Raw genomic sequence first — 22,494 nt, 5'->3', positions numbered from 1 at the left:
TCGGAACTGGCTGTGCCTCGCAATGACGACTTTTTTATTGATTCTGTCAATGGTAGCGAACCCGATAGGAGCTATCGGGTGCAACAAAGTCGAGAAATCTGTCTCGGGATAGATCTCTCCATTACAGTCGAGATGACGGCTTGTATTAACAAAAAACCCTGAAGCAGGTTCAGGGTTTCGTTTTATTTAATCTCTTCGTAATCTACGAAATCGCCGAGTTTATCGGTTTTACTTTGATCGGGTTTTGGCGGCATATAATCTATCGAAATAGAACCTTCGGGTTTTTGCCTTCTCTGTTGTTGCTGCTGCCCGGTTGCCTGACTTTGCATTTTGCTAGCCAGGTTGTTAAACAGCATAGGTAATATTAGTCTGATCAACATCCTGATCAGCCAAAGTACCATTATTGTGATAAAAATAAATTTTACTAATGCCATTCTTTAAATTACTGTTGTTACAAATATAGACGTCGTAACATTTATTTTGTTACTTTTTTAGCCTTTAATTGCATTGCGATTACAATATAATACGTAAATATAGCTACAAAGGTTTTGATGGGATTCTTATTAGTCTTCAACTATTTCAGCTACGCGGCCTACCTGACCATCTTCGAGCCGCACTTTTATCCCCCTCGAGTGAAATGCCGATGAAGTAAGCAGATCTTTAACCACACCATAAGTGATGTTTCCAGACCGCTGATCTTTCTTCAAAATAATCCCGACTTCTAATCCTGGATAAATATCCTTTCTGTTTTGCCCGTCCATTGTGCTCTTTATTAATGATGAAGATCAAAATTCCATAATTATTTTGAATGTTAAGGTAATTTGCTAAAATCTATGTCTGGTTTTTTGCCTGAAGAGGTTCTGGCGAAGATTTTTCTTGGTGTAGTGTAATCATTAAAAAAACCACCATTTTTTAAATAGAAGGCACCCTGATCTACTCCGCCCTGATAGTCCATTCTGTATCCTTTTGCTCCCGTATTATCAGTGGTAAAACGTGCTGACTTTAATTCTGTCCAATTGCCTTTATCATCACAGATCCATTGGTTATCGAACAGCACTTTTCGTGATAAATCGCCCTGTACCGGAGAGAAGTTCTCTAAAAAAGAATGAAAGCGTTTTAAATATGTTTTAGTTTGTGGTCTGGTAAAGCTGGCTATCAGTTGCCACTTATTGTTTTCAGGAGCGAAGAAATAAGCCGTATACGTAGTAAGACTATCTTTTCCGGGTACACCGTGAAGCAAAAACTTATAGGTATTTCCTGCTTTCCACATGTAGTTTAAGTAACTCTGTCCGCCTGAACCTTCATTGCCAAATTCTCCTGTATGCACACCTTCGCCCTTTTTTAACATTTTAATTTTATGCGATTCAGGAATACTTTTCGGATCATCAGTGTTAAACGGGCTCCATACTGAAAACAGGATATGTCTTTCAGTCGGGCTGTTTACCTGCATACCAAAATAACCTTCGCCAAAGCCATTGGCCATAAAATAAGACCCCAAAATATCTTCACCTTTTGGTACAGTTACCTCGTTATAGTACCATTCTGCATTTACATTTTCAGGTTGTTGATAATTTAAGTGTACCGATGGTCCGCGCCTGCCCCAATGGAAAAAGTTGCCCTCATTATTTTTAACATAAGCTGTTTTGCCTTCGGTAGCAGTTCCGCTAATGCTTAAGTTTTGGATGGATGGAAATTTAGAACTGCTTTTGCTTAGCCCTTTAATGGTGAGGGCCACGTAACCAGTGTCTTTAATCGTCCATTCACCAATTTTACCATCGAAAGGTTTGGTTTCATCGAAATTTACGTTTTTGGACTGATTGTTAATGGAAAATTCCAGTGTGGATTGCCCATCAAACATTGGTTTTTCACCTAATGAAATGATGATTGTTCCAGGTTTTGAAACCCTGAAATAAGCGGTAAAATACTCTTTTGGATTGCTCCAGTTTACGATCCCTTTATTGGATAAGGTTCTTTCCGAATCCTGATGCAAGGAACTGTAGGCATTGCCTGCCAGCGGCAAAGAAATTGCTGCAGAATTTTGGGCCTGACTTTTCAGACCGATAGCGCCGAGTACGATCAGCGTTACGAGTTTAAAAGATTTCATTTGAATGATTTTTAGATAACTTATTGAACTGCAATTGTAATCCAAATTTATCTAAAAACCATTCTTTTAATCTAAATCGTTACTTAGCAAACTTTTCGTTAAACATTTTCTCCAGCGCAAACATTTCGTCGCGGAGTTTTGCTGCCTGTAAAAAGTCCATATCCTTTGCTGCTTTCTGCATATCCTTTCGGGTATTGTCAATTGCCCTTTGCAGCTCCGCCTTACCCATATATTGTACTATAGGATCGGCAGCAATACTGATTTCAGCATTTTCTATATAAGCCCTGGCTTTGTTATCGCTTGCTTTTTGTGAGAAATCGAGTACGGCAGTCTGTTCTAGAATGGCCTCTCTCGATTTTCCAACGGTTTTTGGCGTAATTCCGTTTTCAAGGTTATAGGCAATTTGTATATCCCTGCGCCTGTTGGTTTCTGATATGGTTTTCTCCATACTTTCGGTAATGCCATCTGCGTACATAATTACGCGGCCCCTGTCATTACGCGCAGCACGACCAATGGTTTGGATCAGCGATTTTTCGGAACGGAGGAAACCTTCTTTATCGGCATCTAAAATGGCAACCAGGGTTACTTCTGGTAAATCCAAACCCTCTCGTAAAAGGTTAATCCCTACTAAAACATCAAATTCTCCTAAACGTAAACCACGGAGGATTTCTACACGCTCTAAGGTTTTAATTTCGGAGTGGATATATCGGGTTTTAATGTTTAAGCGATCCAGATATTTGGTCAGCTCTTCGGCCATACGTTTGGTTAAAGTGGTCACCAATACACGTCCGCCATCTTTTATGGTAATATCAATTTCATCCAAAAGATCATCAACCTGGTTAATGGCCGGTCTGATTTCGATCACTGGATCAAGCAAGCCGGTTGGCCTGATTACCTGCTCTACCACTACCCCTTCCGATTTTTCGAGTTCGTATTCTGCAGGTGTTGCACTTACATAAATGGTTTGCGGGGCAAGGGCTTCAAATTCGTTAAAATTTAGCGGCCTGTTATCCAGTGCTGCGGGTAAACGGAAACCATATTCAACCAATGATAGTTTACGCGATCTGTCTCCGCCGTACATGGCCCTGATCTGCGGAACGGTAACGTGGCTTTCGTCTATCACCATTAAATAATCATCAGGAAAATAATCCAGCAAACAGAAAGGACGCATGCCAGGCTGCCTGCCATCAAAAAAGCGCGAATAGTTTTCTATACCCGAACAATAGCCGAGTTCTTTCATCATTTCGATATCAAAGTTGGTCCGTTCTTCGAGCCTCTTCGCTTCCAGTAAATGCCTGTCGGCAATTAGCTGGTTTTTACGCACCTCTAATTCTTCCTGTATGCCCCAGATAGATTGATTGAAACGGTCTTTGGGGGTAACGAAAAGATTGGCGGGATAAATGGCCATATCTTCAAGTTTCTCTAAAGTTTTACCAGAAACGGGATCAATGGCAGAAAGTTCTTCGATGTCATCGCCAAAAAACGAAATCCGGTAAGCATGGTCAAGATATGCAGGGAAAATATCTACTGTATCGCCTTTCACCCTAAAAGTTCCGCGTTTAAAGTCTGTTGTGGTACGCGAATATAAAATCTCGACCAAACTATGTAAAAATGCATTTCTCGAAATCCTTAATCCTACACCAAAGCGGAAAACCATTCTGGAAAAATCTTCGGGATTTCCCATACCGTAAATACAGGAAATGGATGATACCACGATAATATCTCGCCTGCCACTCATTAGCGACGATGTAGTACGTAAACGCAGTTTCTCGATTTCTTCGTTAATGCTCAGGTCTTTTTCGATGTAGGTGTTACTGGAAGCGATAAAAGCCTCCGGCTGGTAATAATCGTAGTAAGAAACAAAGTAATTAACCGAATTTTCGGGGAAGAAATTTTTAAACTCGCCGTAAAGCTGTGCCGCCAGGGTTTTATTGTGACTTAAAATCAGGGTTGGCTTTTGGGTCTGCTCAATTACATTTGCTACTGTAAAGGTTTTTCCCGAACCAGTAACACCCAATAACGTCTGATAATGTTCGTTGGCATTTACCCCATCAACCAGTTGTTTAATGGCACTTGGCTGATCTCCGGTAGGTTGGTATTCTGAGGTGATTTTAAATTTCATGAGTATATCAAATATAGGGATTAGGCCGCAAAGAGTAAAACAGATGAAAGTCAGGAAAGTTGAAGGCCGTTCAATTTATAATGGATTTTCGTTTGCAGTGATAAATTTATTGTAAAAACAAGAAAGTACGTTTAAAGCGTTTAAATAGATATCAACCTAGTAAATCCAAAGTTTAACTTTTGATTTACTAGGTTGATGTAATATAAACAATCCCCGTTGAATCGAATTCAACGGGGATTGTTAAAAAGTTCCGCCATCTGCTATTAAAAATCGTCGTCATCTCGACTGGAACGCAGTGGAATGGAGAGATCTATCTCGAGGTAGATTTCTCCACTACGGTCGAAATGACTATAGGGTTATTACTTCCCTGCAGCAGCCTGCATTGGGTTTTTACCAACCGATTGGCCCCTCACGGCACCTCCGGCTTTCATTTTGTAAACTTTAAATTTGCTTTCTTTTGCTTTACCACCCCAGGTATTGTTTGAGGTATCGATATCTGCAGTTTCGCGTAATGGATCTACCAAAATAGAGGCTACTTCCTTGTCTTTGACATAAAATTTAGAAGTTTTCAGTTCGTTATGTCTCCAGATCTGCGCCGGGATACGATCAATTTCCTTTGTACCGTCTTTATAGGTAAACTCAACAATAACCGGCATTACCAAACCACCTTTGTTGCTAAAGCTCAGTTCGTATAAAAACTTGTTGTTATATTTACTTTGATCAGCATCCGCAACAACCTCTACAGGCATTGAAGCATCCATTTTGGTAGCCACAGTGGTATCAACGGAAACCATTCCTCTATCATATTTATAATAAAAATCCTGTGCAGCTGTGTTTTTGTCTACATAAAAACTGATTTTTTTATCCTCACGGTTTCTGATTTTTGAAATGTCTTCAAAAGCATTTACCGCAGGTTTATCAATTTTTACCATTCTTGATCTTGCTGCAGGAACTTCTTTAGGGAAATCGGCTTTGGCAAATTTCACGCTGTCCAATGAAATATCACAAGGATCGGTTCCATAAAACCAACCTCTCCAAAACCAGTCTAAATCTTCGCCACTTGCATCTTCCATCGTGCGGAAAAGATCTGCAGGTTCAGGGTGTTTAAAAGCCCATCTTCTGGCATATTCTTTAAAGGCATAATCGAAAAGTTCTCTGCCCATAATGGTTTCGCGAAGGATGTTTAAGCCTGTAGCTGGTTTAGAATAGGCGTTAGGACCAAAACGTGCAATATTTTCAGAATTGCTCATAATCGGCTCCAACTCATCTTTTGGCAGTTTCATATAATCAACAATGGTATAAGCCGGACCTTTTTTACTTGGAAATTTATTGTCCCAAAGTTCTTCCGTTAAATATTCTACAAAAGAATTTAAGCCTTCATCCATCCAGGTCCACTGGCGCTCATCGCTGTTTACAATCATTGGGAAAAAGTTGTGTCCAACCTCATGGATAATTACACCCAGCATACCGTTTTTGGTGCTTTCGCTATAGGTTCCATCGGCATCGGTACGGCCATAATTGAAACAGATCATCGGGTATTCCATTCCGTTAGCCGCTTCGATACTCTGCGCAACCGGATATGGATAAGGGATGGTAAAATCCGAATAGGTTTTAATGGTGTGCGCTACTGCACGGGTAGAAAATTTGCTGTACAGGTTATAGGCTTCTTTACCATAAAAACTCATACACATTACGGTATTGTTGTTGGCCTGGATTTTTTGCGGCATGGCATCCCAGATAAATTTACGGGAAGAAGTCCATGCAAAATCGCGCACATTATTGGCATTGAAAACCCAGGTTTTTTTAGCTGTAGATTTTTTTGTTTCAGCCGTTTTAGCTTCTGCCAGTGTCTGTATTTCTACCGGAGCAGCTGCGGTTTTTGCCGAGTTGTACCTGCTTAACTGCGTTGGGTTTAATACTGCACTATAGTTGATACATTCTCCGGTTCCACCAACCAAATGATCGGCCGGAACAGTCATCTGTACTTTAAAATCACCGAAAGTTAAGGCAAACTCACCTCTGCCGGTAAACTGGTGGTTCTGCCAGCCCTGAAAATCGCTGTATACGCATAAACGTGGATACCACTGCGTCATGGTGAACAGGTAATTGCCATCAGCCGGGAAAAACTCATAACCACCACGACCGCCAACACTCATCCTGTCGGTAATTTTATAATTCCAGTCGATATTGAAGATCAATTTCTGTCCTGTTCTTAAAGCTGTGGGCAGATCAATCCTCATCATGGTTTTGTTAACCGTATATTTCAGGTTTTTACCCATGGCATCAGTTAATTTGGTAATGTTTATGCCATTGCCATTGTTTGCCGTTGCACTTAACTGATCGAGGTTTTTGGTTGTACCTGTAGCAGGCATTTTAGTAGCATCCTGATAGTTTGCATTTTTATCGGTACTATGTTCGTTTTCATCGAGCTGTAACCAGATATAGGTTAATGGATCAGGAGAATTGTTGGTGTAGGTTACCGTTTCCGATCCTGTTAAAAGCAGGTTTTTTTCATCCAGCTCACATTTAATATTATAATCAGCGCGTTGCTGCCAGTATTTAACACCTGGTGCTCCACTTGCCGTGCGTTGTTCGTTTGGCGTTGGTAAAATCGTACCCAATTGTTCGAACTTGTTTCCGTGGTTGCTACCCGGGTTGTTCAAAATGTTTTGGGCCATGGTCAAACTACCCGTAAAGAGTAAAAGGCCGGTTAAAGTAAACAGTTTATTCATGTTATGTTTTGTTAAAAAGGAATTCTTTCCAAAGCCATTTTTAAAGCCAGGCTAAATACGGCTGCCGATACAAATAAAACCCAGCTGATGCGTTTAATGCGGGTATAATTAAAAATAAAAAAAGTAATCAACAAAATGATAAAAACCATAAAAATCTGCCCTGCCTCCAGCCCTACGTTAAAGCCGAACAATCCCCAGCCAATGTTCTGGTCTTTTGCCAGCATGATCCTGATTGAATTAGCGAAACCCATACCATGGATCAGTCCGAAACCTAATGCCAGAAAATAGTTGATTTTAACTGATTTTAATGAAAAATTCTTCCTGAACAGATTACTTATTGCTGTAATAACAATGGTACAGGGAATTAAGAACTCTACCCATTTACTTTCGAACCTGATGATATCAGAAACACTTAAAAACAGGGTTAGCGAATGGCCAATAGTAAATGCAGTAACCAATATCAGCACCTGTTTCAGGTTATGGTAACTGTAAATGGCTACCAATGCCAAAATAAAAAGCTGATGATCTAAAGCATCAGCACTTATAATATGCTCCCAACCTAATTTAAAGTAAAAGATAAAATCCTGTAATGGCATGAAATAATAAGCTAACTAGTGGGGTTAAAATAGATTATAAGGCTTAAAATTATGTTTTTAATTGTAAAAAGCCCAAATATTCTTAATACAAAACCATAAATACCAAATTTGTTACTGATTTTTGGACTAATATTCCCATTATTTCGTTTGATCCTTAAATCTTAACTTTGGTTATCCTAACATGAAAATATTAATGTGTAGATTAAAATATATCCTTTTGCTTTTGAGCTGTGCTTTTTTAACTGTTAAAGCCGGAACAAAACATCCTTTACATGTGAGTACCACTGAAGTAAATTTTAATGCAAAGGACAAAACACTTGAAGTAAGCTGTCGGATTTTTTCTGATGATTTTGAAGCTATTTTAGCCAGATTGTATAAACAAAAAACCGATTTAAGCAATCCAAACATGAAAACCGCAATGGATGAACTGGTAAAAAAATACCTGCTGAGCCACCTGCAGTTAAAAGCCAATGGAAAAGCCGTTGCACTGAGTTATGTCGGATTCGAAATCGATCACGAAGCCACCAATATTTACCTTGAGGTTGAAAAAATCACCGCTATAAAATCTGTTGAGGTTAACGATACTATTTTGTACGATATGTTTGATGATCAGATGAGTATAGTGCATGTAGTGAAGGGACAAGTGCGCAAAAGTACCAAGATCCTTTACCCCGAAAAAAGGTTTACCGCAAACTTTTAATTGTAATTTTTGTATTAGATAACGGTTCAATGTTAAATTACCGTTAATTTTAATAGGCAATATTATAGGTTAATATTAGCTGAGAAATATTTCTTGTCATCTTTTTTTAAGTCCTGTTTGTTAAAATAAGTTATGCATCTAATCATCTTCTCCAATATATTAACGCCGCGGATAAAGTATATCTTCAATTTTATTTTTAAGGATATCCTTAAAGCTGAAGTTGAATTTACAGGCAACAGCCAGTATTTTCTGCAAAGCGATCAGGTAAAGATTAGCTATGGTGAGCTGCCGCTGGGTGATGAACTTTTCTTTAAAAGCACAGCTTTACTCTTTTCCAGTAAACTGGTAGAAATTAAACCGAAAACCATTTCTTTTGGCGAATACCAGGCCCCTTTCCCGGTTGAAGCATCGGCTTTGCCCTTCGATGTTTTTGCCGCTTCATTTTTTATTGTAAGCAGGTATGAGGAATACCTCCACCAGCAAAAAACAGAGGAAGAATTTAAGCCTTCAAAAAGTTATCAGTATAAATGGAAGGTTTTAGATAAACCGGTTATTGATGAATGGGCCCTGATGATTAAAAGCATCATTAAAAAGAAAAATCCGGGCTTTAAATTCCATGAAAAGAAATTCCAGCAGCAGCCTACTATCCATTTCAATATGCTGCCCGGCGCGCCGGAAGGCCTTTTAAACCGAACAAGATTTGTATTTAGTGCAATTTTTAAAAAGGAAAATAACTACCTGAGCACTAAATTCGACCAGCTTACCGGTGTTGGGATCAATAATGAACAAGTATTGGAAGAAGTAAATAAAATCGCGTCGACGAAGAGCAGTATTCCGCTTTATTTTGCGGGTTTTCCTGAAATACCAATGGATTATATCAGAGTGGATGGTGTTGTTAAAAACCTTGCTGATCGATCGTTGGGTTTGTTAAGGCTATGTGCCAGCGACAAGCAAAAAATGGCTGAAATTAAAGAAAATCTGGTTAAATTGAAAAAAATCCATCCTGCCGCCATTCCTTTAACCAGTCAGCAGTTAGAAGTACTAAAATTTCCGATCTGTTACTTGAATATTCTTAATTCTGGCATTACAGCCGATTATTCTATGGGTTACAGCAATATGGCGGGTTTTAGGGCCGGTACCTGTACGCCTTTTAACTGGTACGATCTTCAACTCGAAAAAGTAACCCCATTGGTGGTAAATTCTTATTGTTTAACAGATTATGTTCTACAATATTTGGCAACAGATGCGGCAACGAAAACCTTACGCCAATATATTGATGCGGTTAAGGTGGTAAACGGTACTTTTTACAGTAGCTGGAGTTTAAAAAGTTTATCAGGTCATCCAAAATATAAGAAGCTGAAATTGCTGTTTATCGAATTGCTCAATTACGCAGGAAACTGATTTTTTTAAATTATCTGCTTCAGAATTGCTAAATTTAAACGATAAAGCAAATATTCAGGGATATAGAAGGTATTTATCGAAATAAATCCGTGTTTATCTGTGCTCATCCCCGCCTGACCGGCTGTGGTTAAAACAAGAATAATTCTACAAGATCCGAAAACGAGAAAAATGATTTTTGATATAAGCAAAACAAAATCTGTTGCCAATACCTTTATTGCGGAACTTCGGGATGAAAATATCCAGAAAGACTCGATGCGTTTCCGCAAGAACCTGGAAAGACTTGGCGAATTTTTTGCCTACGAGATCAGTAAAAGTTTAAAATATACCACAAAAGAAATCACAACCCCGCTCGGTGTATCTTCGTGCGAAATTTTGGCGCAACAACCTGTTCTGGCAACCATACTCAGGGCCGGATTGCCCTTGCAACAAGGTTTGCTCAACATTTTCGACAGGGCAGAATGCTGTTTTATTTCGGCTTACAGAAAGGTAGAAAAGGGTGGCGATTTTGTGATCCAGATGGACTATATCTCTACACCTGATCTGGATGGCAAGGTGCTGATTATGGCCGATCCTATGCTGGCAACCGGACAAAGCATGGTGATGTGCTGCAAAGAACTGATTAACCGCTATAAAATTGACGAACTTCATATCGTGGCCGCAATAGCCAGTACCGAAGGCATTACGCATGTGCGCGCCCATTTGCCTAAGGCGAAAATTTGGGTTGGAGCCATTGATGAAGAAATGACCAGCAAATCGTACATCGTTCCCGGACTTGGCGATGCCGGTGACCTGGCCTATGGAGAGAAAGTTTAATTTAGTTCTTAGTCTAAAATCTCTGGTTCACAGTCTGAACGTTTTCATAAAACAATAAATTTGAATATCCTTTTTGTGTGCAGCAGGAATAAATGGCGTAGCGCCACTGCCGAAACGATTTATAAAAACCATCCCGATCATCAGGTGCGTTCTGCGGGTACCGAGCCTTCAGCAAGGATTAAAATCAATGCTAAACTGATTATCTGGGCCGACCTGATCTTTGTAATGGAGAAAAAACACAAACAAAGAATCACAGCTCGTTTCCCGGAAGAAAGCGACGGAAAGGAAATGATCATACTGGATATTCCGGACGATTATCAGTACATGGATGAGGAACTTATTGAGGAGCTTAATGCTAAAGTGGAGGGGTATTTATAAAAATATTAATTGAAATGGTAGTTGCCCCGTACTTATTTTGCCAGGACATGCTTGGTTTTCCGCCAATCCCAGGGAGCTACGGCAGTGCTATCCTGCCATAAACCTGATTTATTTTTCCTTGCGGTAACTTCTAACTGCTCATAGAGCGGATCGCTGGAGTATTTTTTAAAATGCCAGGCCATGCCCAGTTTAATCATTTCCTGATTGACTACCTGTTTTTTATCGTTAATCACCACAGCAATCAATCTTTTATAACGGTCGTATTTTTGCCCCTGTACCATTACCATTTGTCCGAAACACAGATCGGACAGGGCTTGTTTGGCTTTGGTACCAAAAGGCTGGTGGCCACGTTTCTCGGGGCAATCGATATGTGCCAAACGAATTTTAATGGGGTGGTTTTCGTACAGTACCTCCATGGTATCGCCATCGAGGATGCGGATCACTTTGGCGGTAAAAAACAGCGTGTTGTTATGGAGTGTTTTACTTTCTCCAGGCTGTATCATGCAGGCCTGGAGCGTTAACAACAATACCAATAAACTTATTTTTCCCAGCCGCATAGTGTTCTCCCGTCTTTTTTTGCCTTTTCGATATCTACTTTTATAATCTTATAGGTACAATTGCTTAAACCTTTACATTTCGAAGTGTTGTGGTATTTTTTGGCATTCGGACTGTCGCAAATATACACCGTTGTGCTTTCTCTGCAGGTAATGTTGGTTAAAAAGAAGAGGATGAGTAAAGAGAGTGTTTTCATGATTTGGGACATTTATTTTTTTATAAAATCTAGAATATACTTCACAGCTTCAGCTTGATTGCTTGCTGCAGGTTTAAGTTCAAATCTTTTTACGCCTGAGCTTTTCATCCAATCCGTCCAGATTAACCGCATGATTTCCATATCTGTAGGATGTTTTGTGGCTGCGCCTGTTTTGGATAGCGATCGGTCATACATTTCGATCACAATCACCTCAAGGTTCTTTAAATATGGATTTTTTGCAGGATTAATTTTATATTTAGCGTTTTTAGATAGGAATACAGCCATATCCCCACTCTTAGATTTCAAAAAGGCATTTCGAAAATCATCAATCTTTTTGGCACTTAAATCGTAGCCTTTATTATAAATACCGGCCTCAATATAACCATCAGTCATTAATACCATGATGTTGCGAAATTTGTGTGTTATTTTGCCAACAGCTACATCTGGCAGAATAATCCGATCATCGACACCAGATTGAAAATAAGTCCAAATATCTGCTCCATTGTTGGAGATTGCGGCTTTATCATTAAACTTCCTGTATTCTGCAGTAAAGCCATTGATGTCTTTAGGGAGTGAAGTGGTAACTTTATTTCTCTCTAATATATAATTAATTCTATCAGCCTGTTTATCAAATTGCTGAAGGTCGATAGCTAATAAATTCGTATTGATTTTATATAATCCTATTAATCCTTTGTTGACGAAATCGACGCTATAATGATCTAATTGGCCATCTGTTCTTTTAAACTTCAATATGCCTGGCCAGACTTTCTTTAATACACCCTGTACAATATCTACATCGTTTACCGCTTTCGGATAAAATTTAGGGTTCAGCCGATTTGATAAATCGGGTGCGAAGACGATGTTATAATCAGTAACCTCTTTTGTTTTTTGAGCCGCTACATAGGTACAGGCCGAGCATATCAAAATGCTTATTAAAAAATACTTTTTCATTAGATTACAACCCGTTTATCTATTTGTGAACTTTTTACCTTTTCGTTTTGCCAGTTTACAGCAGTATCAAATGCCTCGCGTGATTTTTCTGTAGCTTTTATGATTGCGTATTCTTCGTGTAGGTAATCGTTCCATCCTTCTAAAAAGATATTAATCCTATCATTTAACGAATCAATTGAAATTGGAAGATTATCATTTTCAACATGGCTTTTGTATATAGTAGCAATATCTACAATATGTTGTTTTCCTGTAATTAATTCTGTTTTTTTAATTTCCCGCAATAAGTTTAACTTACTTGGAATAGACGCGAGCTTGGATTCAATGATCTTATATTGTGCTTCTAAACCAATGTTCTTTGCTTCTATCAAGTAGATTTCACCTTTAACCAATAGACTTTTTTGTTCTTCTAACTTTAAATCCTCGTCCATCTGCTTAATAAGCAGGTTGTTTTTTAACGTAGCAACATCAGGATTTCTTTCGTCAAAAATTGACATGATTTTTTCGAAAGCAAACTTTAGCATCAGCAAACCGAAGGCACCTAATAAAAACACCAAATAGAAATTAGGATCCTTAAAAGCCATTGATATTCTCCAAGCCTCAGTGGCATCTCCTATATCATATTTCATCTGATAAATGGCTGCCGAAACTTTGTAAGCTATGGCTGTATCAACCAATACAATCCCAACGAGGAACATAGATATAATAATCCACGTTTTCTTTGTAAAAAGTTTGATGAGTGCGCAGAAAAGCGGGATACTTACGAAGAGCAAGATAAAAATGATACCTGCGCCACCTTTTGATAAGGTTAAAGACAATGCTTTAGGATTAAATATTTCCATCGGTATAGCATCGAGTCCCGCAGCCTTAGCCGCCTTTGAGTCTTCAACAGCAAACAATAAAATGTAACATGCTGAAGAGTAGAAGATAATAAGGTAAGTGATTAGACAGATATTTGCGAACAATACCGGAATAAATTCATACCATTTAAACTTGGGGCTAACGAAATCTGTTTGTGCAATACGTATCTTATTCTTTATCTCGGCAGTAATCTTTTCATGAAAACCAATTTTATTTTCTTTAAGGCTCTGAATTTCCTGCTTATTTTTTTCGGTGTCTGCTTTTAGATTAATGAGCTGGTTTCTGGCATTTAACGTTTCATTTTCTGCTTCTGCCTCAGCAGTTTGCAATTGCAAATTAAGATTTTCTTCAAATGCATTAAGGCTCTTCACTTCCTGCTCATCAATCTTTGTTTTTAAACGTTTCTTTTTGTCTTCAACTACATCTATGTCATTTATAAAAACCGAATAAACTGTATCTAATGATTTAGTAAGTACCTGATGATCGCCATTATTAAACTTGGAACGCTCATAACCTTGCCCCCTTAACATGGATCGATCAAAATTTCCAATCTCAGAAGCAATCATCGAATCAAGCACCTTGGTAAACTCAGAAATAGCATGTTCTTTAGCTGTGTGGGTTTCGATTTTTGTCTCAACTTTTAAAGGTACTGAGGGAATATCAACTGTCTCGCCCCGTTGCAGGGCCGCTTTATTATTAATGTCATTAAAATTGGCGATCAAATGCGCTACAGTTTCGTCATGATTGGTTACAATTATACTTTCGTGATTGTTTTTCCTGGCATTTACTGACCAATTATAAGAGCCATGCAGCGCGATCCGTTTATCAATTACACAGAACTTTTGGTTCATGATACCATAGCCCACATTTTTTATTTTAGTTACTGAAGCTCCCAACGAAACGAGTTCATCAAAATCTAACTTTAGGTTTTCTTGATTATCTGCAATGATTAACTTAACCTTTACATTTTGAGAGGCCTTACTTTTAACAATATTGAATAATTCCTCGTCAGTAAACCATGCACTGGCAATTAGAATTTCGAAATCTGCTCCCTCTAGCTCTTTAACTATCCGGGCAAAAATCTCTTTGTTGTCTTGCAACACTTGCTGATCAAGTTGGGTATTTTCTGTGGGCATGGGATTTTATTTATGCATGAATACATTTTTTAATTTTAATACCCCAAAACTATGTAGCTTAAAGAGGCTTTCCTTACGGGAAACCGTAAAAGGACAAACTACTCCTTCGGGTTCTTGACTGCGCACCCCCGCTATCAATGAAACACTTAATAAAAATGGTCGTCATCTCGCCTGAAACGTCCCGATTCGGGATAGAGCTCTATCCAGGCAGATTTCTCGACTTCGTTGCACTCCGCTCGAAATGACGATAACGCGAGGAGACTTTTATTCAATAAATTATTGCTTCGGCTTCAAATAATCATCTGATTTTTCTTTCTTCCACCAACTGTTATCAAGGCGTTTAATGGAGTAGAATGCCCGGGTAATACCAGGTTTCATCGTAGCCGTATCGAGGTGCCTGGGCCATACGTGGATAATGGTATCGGGCCCGATGCGTACCCACCAGAAAGTTTTTCCGTAGCGCTTTGTAGTATACACTTCGCTGATGGTACCGTTAATAACTTTAGAATTAAAACCGGGTTCCATTAACTGGTAGGTTAAAACTTTTTGTGCCCGGGCACTTTTTAACACGAATGTGAATAAGAGCAGGATAAACAGGTGTTTCATTGTGCTAAGGTATTCAGACTAAAAATGGATTCCTTACGGCTAACCTTAGGGTGATCTCTTGATTCCGCTACCCTTGACAGACTCCAATAGAATGTTCGCCATCTCGACTGTAGCGCAGCGAAATGCCTGCCCGTACAGGCGGGGAGAGATCTATCTCGAGATAGATTTAGCTTCGCTGAGCACTACGTGGTTCTCGACTACGTTGTACTCCGCTCGAAATGACGATGAGCAGTGGGGATTATTCAAGCTTAAATGACCTTATATTTCTGATATGGTTGACTAATAGCAGAGATTGTTTTGCGCATTAATACGTTGAAGAAAATATAAGCTTAGATGGCTTACCGTCTTGTTTATTTACCACCTAAGGCACCTTAGTTCACCTTAGGGTAAGCAATTTTATTCAAGGTTAATAAGCTTAAATGTTCTCAGAGGACTTAGGTGGTTTAACAATAAAGAGAGTACACCTATTTGGTGACAATTTTAGCAAAACTATCCTTCGACTCCGCTACCATTGACAGATTTAGAAAGGTCGTCATTGCTGAGGAGGAACGACGAAGCAATCTTTCCTGCAGCGATCCTTGTTATAAAGATCGCTTCCCCGAAATCGGGGCAGGCTGCCGGCTGAAAAAGCCTTCTCGCAATGACGAATTTAGCGGCTTATCATTGTACTAAGATTCTTCTATCACTCATATTGATTTTTATAAAATAAATTATCCCTCTGGATTGACAGAAGCAGGAGTGGATTATTAAAAATGAGAGATTGCTCTGCCTGCTCCCAACAAACCATGGAGCAATCCCTGCATTTTTTTTGAGTATTGAGCGGATAATTAATAATTTTCTAAAGTTTGATGCAATTGAACCCTGTAATCGTAAAGTTCATCAAGACTAAACAACTGTTTTTTCTCACCGGCATCTTTTCCGTTCTGGAAAGTTTCGAGGTATTTATTAGCAGTATTAAAGTGGAACCTGCAGATGGGTTTCCGGTTATTATCATCCAACAGTACCCCAAAGTACGATTGTGTATCGCGGGCGGCAATGCGTGCAGCAGGAATCTTTTCACGCAAAATGGCCTTTACAATCTGAAAGGCTTCCAGTTCCTCTTCCGTGGTTACAATTTTAGATGTATCGGGGTCTTCGATAATGGGAATTACTTTCTCTTCACCTTTTTTCTCTATTTTTTCGTTGATATTCAAAGCAGATTTTAAACGGTCGCTGATGGATTCGTTGATGGAAACCGCTAAGGCTTTTTTGGTATATTCTTTAAAAGCAATCATCCGGTTTGCCGTTAAAGGTTTGTCGAAAAAACGGTTCACCAATAATTTCACAAGCTCGTCGGAAGGCGTATCAATTTCTTTTTCAAATTCTTTTCTGATGGCTTTGATGTATTTTAAACCTTCGGCCGAATCGAGAATACTTTCTAAATTGTATTCGTTTTTAGTAAAACTTTCGAGGATTTTAATCGCATTGTCTTTCAGGTCTTCAAGATCTATGGTGAGGAAAGGTTTCTCGTCCATAATGTTCGGCTTTTCCAGATCGGCGTAGAAGTTATAAACCGTACCATTGGTTAACACACCAAACCTGGCCTTAGAAACGTGGTAGTAGCGGTGCAACTGCGAATTATGGGCATCGGCACTTTCTTTCCAGTGTTTACATTCGAAAATAAGGATGGGCTGGTCGTTTTTACGGATCACATAATCCACTTTTTCACCTTTTTTGGTGCCGATATCGCAGATGTGCTCGGGGATTACCTCGGTAGGGTTAAAAATATCATAACCCAGGATTTGGATAAAAGGCATTACAAATGCGTTTTTAGTGGCTTCCTCGGTATTGATCTGGTCTTTTAAACCCACCACCCGTTGATGAAGCTGCTCTAATTTTAGTTTAAGATCCATAGTTTTCTGTTATATGGTTTCATCAGTTACTTCGGCATCAGGCGCATCGGTTTTAACCGACTCAATGCCATTGTCGCGGGTATCTTCCGTGCCATACATTTGGCTTGTACCGATAATTTCTCCATTACCTGCCTTCAAGTTAAAATAGTAAGATCCGTTTTTGGCAATTTTCCTATCGTACCTCGCATCGGTTGGGGCATTGTTTTTAACCGATTCGATGCCCTTGTTGCATGATGCTTTTGTGGTGTAACCCTCGCTGGTGAGGATAATATGTCCGTTTGCAGCTTTAAGATTAAACTGGTATTCGCCGTTGGTTCTTTTGGTGATGATAAATTTTCCCATGCTTGTTTTTTATTTGCTCAAAAATAGGAAGGGAATGTGGGGAGGCCTTACGGGAAACCGTAGGATGGTTCATTTGTTTATTGGTCAATAGTTCATTGGGATGGCTAATTGTTAAAATTGCTTTATGGCTTGATTGTTCAGGGCTAATTCTGCAACCCCCGCCAAGCGCCATATTACAACCGCTTTTTTAACCACAGAGATCATGGAGAAGGGCACGGAGAGCGCAGAGGTTGTTTAGTAGTTGAGGTTCACTCTCCATCGTAAAAGATCCTTCAACTCCGCTACCATTAACAGATTTAGAAAAGTCGTCATTGCGAGAAGGAACGACGAAGCAATCTTTCCTGCTAGCAATCGTTGTTAGAAAGATTGCTTCGTCGGCTGAAAAAGCCTTCTCGCAATGACGAATTTGGCGGCTTTTCATTGCGCTAAGATTCTTCTGTCATTCATATTGATTTTATACAATAAATTATCCCTCAGGATGACAAGTGCTTTTTTAACCACCGATAAAAACACAAAGAATACTAAACTGTTGCGTTATTTTGCAACTTAGCTTCCGACATCGGTCTTCCGACTTTCGGACTTATTGCTTTTTTTAACCACAGAGAATCATGGAGAAGGGCACGGAGAACACAGAGCTTGTTAAGCGGCTAATCCATCGTAAAGGTCCTTCGCTACCTCAGGATGATAAGTACGTTAAAGTAATGACCAGACTCAGGATTATAGACTGAAGACTTGGGACTAATACACCGCCAAACGCTCCACGCTTAACGCAGCGCTAAATAATCCCGATATCCTTACAATAAGCGATCAGTTGTTCGTTTTTAGAAAAGCCCAGCACTTCTTTCATTAGGTTAAGGCGTTTTTCGATACTGCTTAGTCCGGATGGTTTAATGTTGTTTTCCTGTAAATAATAGGGGATATTTTTCTGAGGTGTTCCATCAACCAGTTGAGAAATGATCGCAATATCGAGATCGGTAAAATCGTGCGAGTTATTTTCTTTCCTAGCCTGTTTTAAATCGGGCGAAAGGTATTTTTTATGGTTGTGGATAGCCGATATAGCTAATTTCAGGTATTGCCCATCGTGACGGGCTTTACGAACATAGCCATCAATATGCATTTCTTTAAATAACATATCGATAACCGCAGGTCTGTTTTCTCCTGAAAATACAAGTGTTTTTAAATCGGGTTGTACCTCTTTTGCAGCTTTGATGAGTTCGGCACCACCATCAATCCTTTGTTGATTATTATCTTCCTCAAAATATAGATCGGTAATCAGGAGATCGTAAGGTTGCTCTGCTTTAATGGCTTTTTTGATCCAGGTAAGTGCATCATCGCAATAATATACGTAATCGGGCTTTGCAGCACCCAGTTCGGCCAATGTTTTTTGTAGCGAAATATTCTGTGTTTCTTGATCTTCGGCAATTAGTATTCTTTTAAACATATCTATACAATTAGGAAACCGGAAAAGAGATCTGGATTTTAAGCCCCTTTTCTACATTGGTATCAAAGGTAATGCTACCACCAATTGTTGCAATACGGGTTCCCGTATTTGTGAGTCCGTTATTGGGCTGCACTTGCCCCGAAATGCCAATGCCGTTATCGGTATAATAGATGTTTATTTTCTGTGCTGCCTGCTCAAATTTGATAAGCACATCACTTGCCTGGCTATGTTTATCCATATTTACCATCAGTTCCTGAAGGATATGTTCTATTTCATCCTTTGCCTGTTCTGTTACTTTTTCCCAAAGTTGGGTAGAGTTTCCTACAATGATCACTTTTGTATCATCAGAAGCAAATGATTTTAAGATATCAGCTATTTTTTCGTTAAAAGGCAATTTTTTCAATCTTGGTCTTTCATAAGAAATATCCCGTGATTGCTCATAAAGTTCTTCTATTTCATTAATAATCGGATTATTTTTTAAAGACTCTTGATTGTCGAGTTTGTTCATAATCAGATATAGACCATTGGCAACACCATCGTGAACTTTTTTAACATATTTAAGCTCTGTTTTTTTAACTTCTATTTCTTTTTCCTGTCGTAAACTTTTTTGTCTTCTCTGATAGAAAATATAGCCCAATATTAAAAATATAAACAAGGTAGCAATACCTATATTTCTTAAGAGTATGTCTTTTTGTTTCTCAATATTCTCTGCCTGGGCTTTTAGAAAATCGGCTTTGTTCTTTTCTGAGGCGTAACGGATAACCGCGAATTGATTTTTAGCAGCTGAACGAACAGTTTGTATACTATCATTAAGATTTTGATAGGTTTGAAAATACTGTTTAGTTGAAGTAGATGGACTAAGTTTAATTAGTTTTTGCAGTGCTTCTAATTGGTCATCAGGACTGCTTAATTTTTGGGCAATTTTATACATTTGGATTGCATAACCTAGAGCCGAATCGGGTGACTTAATAGAGTAGTAGTCGGAAAGATGGGAGTAACTTGCATTTAATCCCCATTCGTCTTTTTCATTTTTACGAATCTTAAGCGCCATTAATAATTTTGGTGCAGCATCATATCTAGGATTTTGGAGCCATTGAGTTTTAGCAATATTAGAAAGCACCCTTGCATATTCACTGGTATTTTTACTTTTTTTTAAAAGAAGTTGCTCATAGATATTAAGAGCCAAATTGTATTTTCCTGCTTTTTGATAAACAAGCGCTTTATTATTTAGGATTATAAGTCTAAAGAAATCATCTTCTGAAAACTTGAGTGCATTTTCGAAATAAGTTAGTGCTTGTTGATAATTTTTTAAGTTATAGTTATTTACACCAAGTTCATTATAGGTAGAAGATAGGCAATCATAATCCTCCTTTTTATTTGTATTTAAAAACTTTAAGGATAAGGCTAAGCTTTCTAGGCTTCCAAAGTAATCACTGGATTCTGCCTGAATCGAAGCCATATAATTATATGACAATGCAACCTTTAAACTATCTTTATTACTTGTAGCTACTTTACTAAAATAAAAGAAAGCAGAATCATTGTTTTTATTGACCAGAGATCTTGCTTTATCAAAATCGGCGTCTCGGATCTCTTTTTTACTGATTTCCTTCTTTTGGCAGGCCAGAAGTAAAACTGTAATAGCTATAAATAGTATAGAATTTTTCAATGTATGAGAACTTTAATCTCTCAAATATAAAAAAAGTAAGGCAGTATGCACCACCTTACTTTTTTTAAAATTACGGTTTTATAGGTGGTACATGCCCTGTTTCACCTCCGGTATCATCACCATTGTCGCCACCATCACCAGGGTCCGTCCCTTGATCGTCTTGTGCACCGTTGGTACTTACCGTTGTACCACCATTGTGGCTGCAATTGTTATTTGTATTTGAAGGGCTAGCCAAGCCTAATAATATGGCAATAAATAATGGAATAAACATGATTCAAAAATTTTAGAATTGATGTACACGTAGTTCCCCACGCCCCATGCGTGGGGGTTGCTACAATTGGTCATCAGAAGGCCTTCTGAAAATTTTTGGGAAGTGTCTGAGTGTCTGTCGCGGGAGCTAATAACTGCTTCCCAAACCGGTTAATAACTACCGCGATTTCTACTCTTTTATTAATCAGTTTTTTATTTTAGCTTTGAGAATGAATCGCCACCTGTGCTGATCAACGATACAAATATGGGGGCTTCAAATCACTAGTTATCAAAAGATTCCGTTCGTTCCTTTCATTCCGCTGGAATTCCGGTTAACCGTAAAAATTCCGGAAATTCCGTCTTATTTTTACGACTAAATTTTTGAAAATGCCTGAAGATTATAGAAAAGTAGTACTTGCTGCTTATGAGAATAAAAAGTTAGACGGAAGTCTTTCTCCCAATTTATCAGCACCAACGCCAGGGGATTTGCGTGAAGAATGTTTAATCGTCTATCGTGAGAGACAGCATAACCCAAATGACCTGGAGATACTTCGACAGTTCTTCGGCCCAAAAGATCAAGAAAAGGGGTATTTTTATGTAATAGAAAACTCTCGGGCACAGAAATTTAAACAAATGCCTAAAATCCTAAAAGGCAAAGTAACAAACCCAGGAATAAAGTTCATCGAACTTTTGGCTTGGCTAATAGATTTTCAGCCAAGAACAAGCATATCTTATTATAATAGTTTTGACAAGCAATTTGATAAAGAAAAGAGAGAAATCACCAATATAATTGATGTTAAGATAAATGAAACACAGAATGGGACGGTAGACCTAAATCGTGAAGGAGAGAAGAATCACGAAAATGAGGTGATGAGCATAGATCAAGGAGCAAATGAACATGGAGATTTAGTTGAAATAGAAAAAAAAGAATCCTCAGGCTCAACCAATATAAAAGTTATTGAACAATCAAGAAACAAGGAGAAAATAATCACAGAGAACCCACCTAAAACAGAATACATCCCCCGCTTTTCAACTTCGTCCGTCACAATTTCCTGCATTATCTTACTTTTTATCGGCAGCTCCTCTTTTGTTGCCTGGGAAAACAGCCCAACTACCGTTAGAATGCCCAACTCCGACGAAAAGTGTATGTATTGGGATGAAGATCATTATGAGCCGATTAATTGCGAAAGAACAATTGCCAATGCTACAATCATCCCTTTAAATCTTAAAGTTTTAAAAAAGCAACAAAAAATCACTTTACCAGATACCCTAACGAGTTATTCTTTAGGTAAAGTATGGTATAAAGGTTTTGTGAAAGACCATGAGTTTTTTACTGATAGTGGTACATACCCTTTAGACACACAAAGAGTGCTGAAACCACTTTCAAGTTTAATCTTGACAAAATACACTTCCAATTATCGGCATTTATTTACCCGTTTAGCATGGTTTTTATGTGCAGCTTTTTTTGTGGGACTTTGTGGTTATGGAGTAAGTAAGCTTGAGAAAGAAGTTAAATCAAAAGATAAACTTCAAGAAAACGATATTAAAGAGAAGCTCTCGGCATCAGAAACGAATGAGGTAATGAACGGAGCCGAATTAAAGGTGGTAAAGGTATAAGTTCGAAAAGTCAGATGACCGGGGTCCGAAGTTAATGGCGCAAAAAAATACCTCGTCGCTTTGCGTTCTCTGCACCTCTTCTCTGCGAGCTTGGCGGTTAAAAATTGATTCCGTTAAGCGCCATACTACGGTTAATCCC

General features: G+C 38.7%; 21 protein-coding genes. 5 read left to right on the top strand and 16 right to left on the bottom strand.

The window, feature by feature from the left end; genetic code table 11:
* Window positions 1–182: 182 nt before the first annotated feature.
* The 6 genes from DRW42_RS15155 to DRW42_RS15130 all read right to left on the bottom strand — a co-directional run bounded on the left by DRW42_RS15155 (window position 183) and on the right by DRW42_RS15130 (window position 7,554).
* Window positions 183–434: a DUF4834 family protein gene (locus tag DRW42_RS15155; protein ID WP_113949672.1), complete on the bottom strand. Its 252-nt coding sequence runs from the start codon at window positions 432–434 to the stop codon at window positions 183–185.
* Window positions 435–563: 129 nt separating this feature from the next.
* Window positions 564–761, bottom strand: a complete 198-nt coding sequence (locus tag DRW42_RS15150; protein ID WP_090497912.1) for a YwbE family protein — start codon at window positions 759–761, stop codon at window positions 564–566.
* Window positions 762–811: 50 nt separating this feature from the next.
* Window positions 812–2,104: a DUF3472 domain-containing protein gene (locus DRW42_RS15145; protein WP_113949671.1), complete on the bottom strand. Its 1,293-nt coding sequence runs from the start codon at window positions 2,102–2,104 to the stop codon at window positions 812–814.
* A gap of 79 nt (window positions 2,105–2,183) precedes the next feature.
* The gene (gene uvrB, locus DRW42_RS15140) at window positions 2,184–4,226 is read right to left on the bottom strand and encodes an excinuclease ABC subunit UvrB (protein WP_113949670.1); all 2,043 of its coding nucleotides are present in this window, start codon (window positions 4,224–4,226) and stop codon (window positions 2,184–2,186) included.
* Between the two features lie 359 nt (window positions 4,227–4,585).
* A complete protein-coding gene (locus DRW42_RS15135) occupies window positions 4,586–6,958 on the bottom strand; it encodes a M1 family metallopeptidase (protein WP_113949669.1) in 2,373 nt (790 codons plus the stop codon).
* 11 nt (window positions 6,959–6,969) lie between these two features.
* A complete protein-coding gene (locus DRW42_RS15130; RefSeq protein ID WP_113949668.1) occupies window positions 6,970–7,554 on the bottom strand; it encodes a HupE/UreJ family protein in 585 nt (194 codons plus the stop codon).
* A 193-nt stretch (window positions 7,555–7,747) separates the two neighbouring features.
* Between DRW42_RS15130 and DRW42_RS15125 the strand changes: the two genes are divergently transcribed.
* The 4 genes from DRW42_RS15125 (at window position 7,748) to DRW42_RS15110 (ending at window position 10,846) form a co-directional block, all read left to right on the top strand.
* Window positions 7,748–8,254, top strand: coding sequence for a DUF6702 family protein (locus tag DRW42_RS15125; RefSeq protein WP_147243754.1), 507 nt, complete (start codon window positions 7,748–7,750; stop codon window positions 8,252–8,254).
* A 132-nt stretch (window positions 8,255–8,386) separates the two neighbouring features.
* On the top strand, window positions 8,387–9,655 hold the full coding sequence (locus DRW42_RS15120) for a DUF7033 domain-containing protein (RefSeq protein WP_113949666.1): 1,269 nt from the start codon (window positions 8,387–8,389) through the stop codon (window positions 9,653–9,655).
* A 168-nt stretch (window positions 9,656–9,823) separates the two neighbouring features.
* Window positions 9,824–10,468 carry a uracil phosphoribosyltransferase gene (gene upp, locus DRW42_RS15115; protein WP_113949665.1) on the top strand — a complete coding sequence of 215 codons (645 nt, stop codon included), beginning with the start codon at window positions 9,824–9,826 and terminating at the stop codon, window positions 10,466–10,468.
* Between the two features lie 60 nt (window positions 10,469–10,528).
* Complete coding sequence (locus tag DRW42_RS15110) at window positions 10,529–10,846, top strand: low molecular weight protein tyrosine phosphatase family protein (protein WP_113949664.1); 318 nt, start codon at window positions 10,529–10,531, stop codon at window positions 10,844–10,846.
* A gap of 32 nt (window positions 10,847–10,878) precedes the next feature.
* Here the strand turns inward: DRW42_RS15110 and DRW42_RS15105 are convergent, their stop codons facing one another.
* The 10 genes from DRW42_RS15105 to DRW42_RS15060 all read right to left on the bottom strand — a co-directional run bounded on the left by DRW42_RS15105 (window position 10,879) and on the right by DRW42_RS15060 (window position 20,760).
* Complete coding sequence (locus tag DRW42_RS15105; protein WP_113949663.1) at window positions 10,879–11,403, bottom strand: thermonuclease family protein; 525 nt, start codon at window positions 11,401–11,403, stop codon at window positions 10,879–10,881.
* Complete coding sequence (locus tag DRW42_RS15100) at window positions 11,385–11,597, bottom strand: hypothetical protein (RefSeq protein WP_113949662.1); 213 nt, start codon at window positions 11,595–11,597, stop codon at window positions 11,385–11,387. The genes DRW42_RS15105 and DRW42_RS15100 overlap by 19 nt, the downstream gene beginning before the upstream one ends.
* A gap of 12 nt (window positions 11,598–11,609) precedes the next feature.
* Window positions 11,610–12,548 (bottom strand): hypothetical protein, encoded by a 939-nt coding sequence (locus DRW42_RS15095; protein WP_113949661.1) that lies wholly within the window; start codon window positions 12,546–12,548, stop codon window positions 11,610–11,612.
* On the bottom strand, window positions 12,548–14,542 hold the full coding sequence (locus DRW42_RS15090) for a phospholipase D-like domain-containing protein (protein ID WP_113949660.1): 1,995 nt from the start codon (window positions 14,540–14,542) through the stop codon (window positions 12,548–12,550). The genes DRW42_RS15095 and DRW42_RS15090 overlap by 1 nt, the downstream gene beginning before the upstream one ends.
* A 276-nt stretch (window positions 14,543–14,818) precedes the next feature.
* Window positions 14,819–15,148, bottom strand: a complete 330-nt coding sequence (locus DRW42_RS15085) for a hypothetical protein (protein WP_113949659.1) — start codon at window positions 15,146–15,148, stop codon at window positions 14,819–14,821.
* 827 nt (window positions 15,149–15,975) lie between these two features.
* Window positions 15,976–17,040, bottom strand: coding sequence for a type I restriction endonuclease (locus tag DRW42_RS15080; RefSeq protein WP_113949658.1), 1,065 nt, complete (start codon window positions 17,038–17,040; stop codon window positions 15,976–15,978).
* Between the two features lie 9 nt (window positions 17,041–17,049).
* Window positions 17,050–17,382, bottom strand: a complete 333-nt coding sequence (locus DRW42_RS15075; protein WP_113949657.1) for a YegP family protein — start codon at window positions 17,380–17,382, stop codon at window positions 17,050–17,052.
* Between the two features lie 775 nt (window positions 17,383–18,157).
* Complete coding sequence (locus DRW42_RS15070; protein WP_113949656.1) at window positions 18,158–18,823, bottom strand: response regulator; 666 nt, start codon at window positions 18,821–18,823, stop codon at window positions 18,158–18,160.
* 10 nt (window positions 18,824–18,833) lie between these two features.
* On the bottom strand, window positions 18,834–20,489 hold the full coding sequence (locus DRW42_RS15065; protein ID WP_113949655.1) for a tetratricopeptide repeat-containing sensor histidine kinase: 1,656 nt from the start codon (window positions 20,487–20,489) through the stop codon (window positions 18,834–18,836).
* 70 nt (window positions 20,490–20,559) lie between these two features.
* Complete coding sequence (locus DRW42_RS15060; protein ID WP_113949654.1) at window positions 20,560–20,760, bottom strand: hypothetical protein; 201 nt, start codon at window positions 20,758–20,760, stop codon at window positions 20,560–20,562.
* A 365-nt stretch (window positions 20,761–21,125) separates the two neighbouring features.
* Between DRW42_RS15060 and DRW42_RS15055 the strand changes: the two genes are divergently transcribed.
* On the top strand, window positions 21,126–22,355 hold the full coding sequence (locus tag DRW42_RS15055; protein WP_113949653.1) for a hypothetical protein: 1,230 nt from the start codon (window positions 21,126–21,128) through the stop codon (window positions 22,353–22,355).
* Window positions 22,356–22,494 lie beyond the last annotated feature (139 nt).

Origin of the sequence: Pedobacter miscanthi (genome assembly GCF_003315595.1) — a bacterium.
Classification (GTDB): domain Bacteria; phylum Bacteroidota; class Bacteroidia; order Sphingobacteriales; family Sphingobacteriaceae; genus Pedobacter; species Pedobacter miscanthi.
The sequence above is the reverse complement of the archived record's forward strand: the minus strand, read 5'-3'. Positions and strand labels throughout refer to the sequence as shown.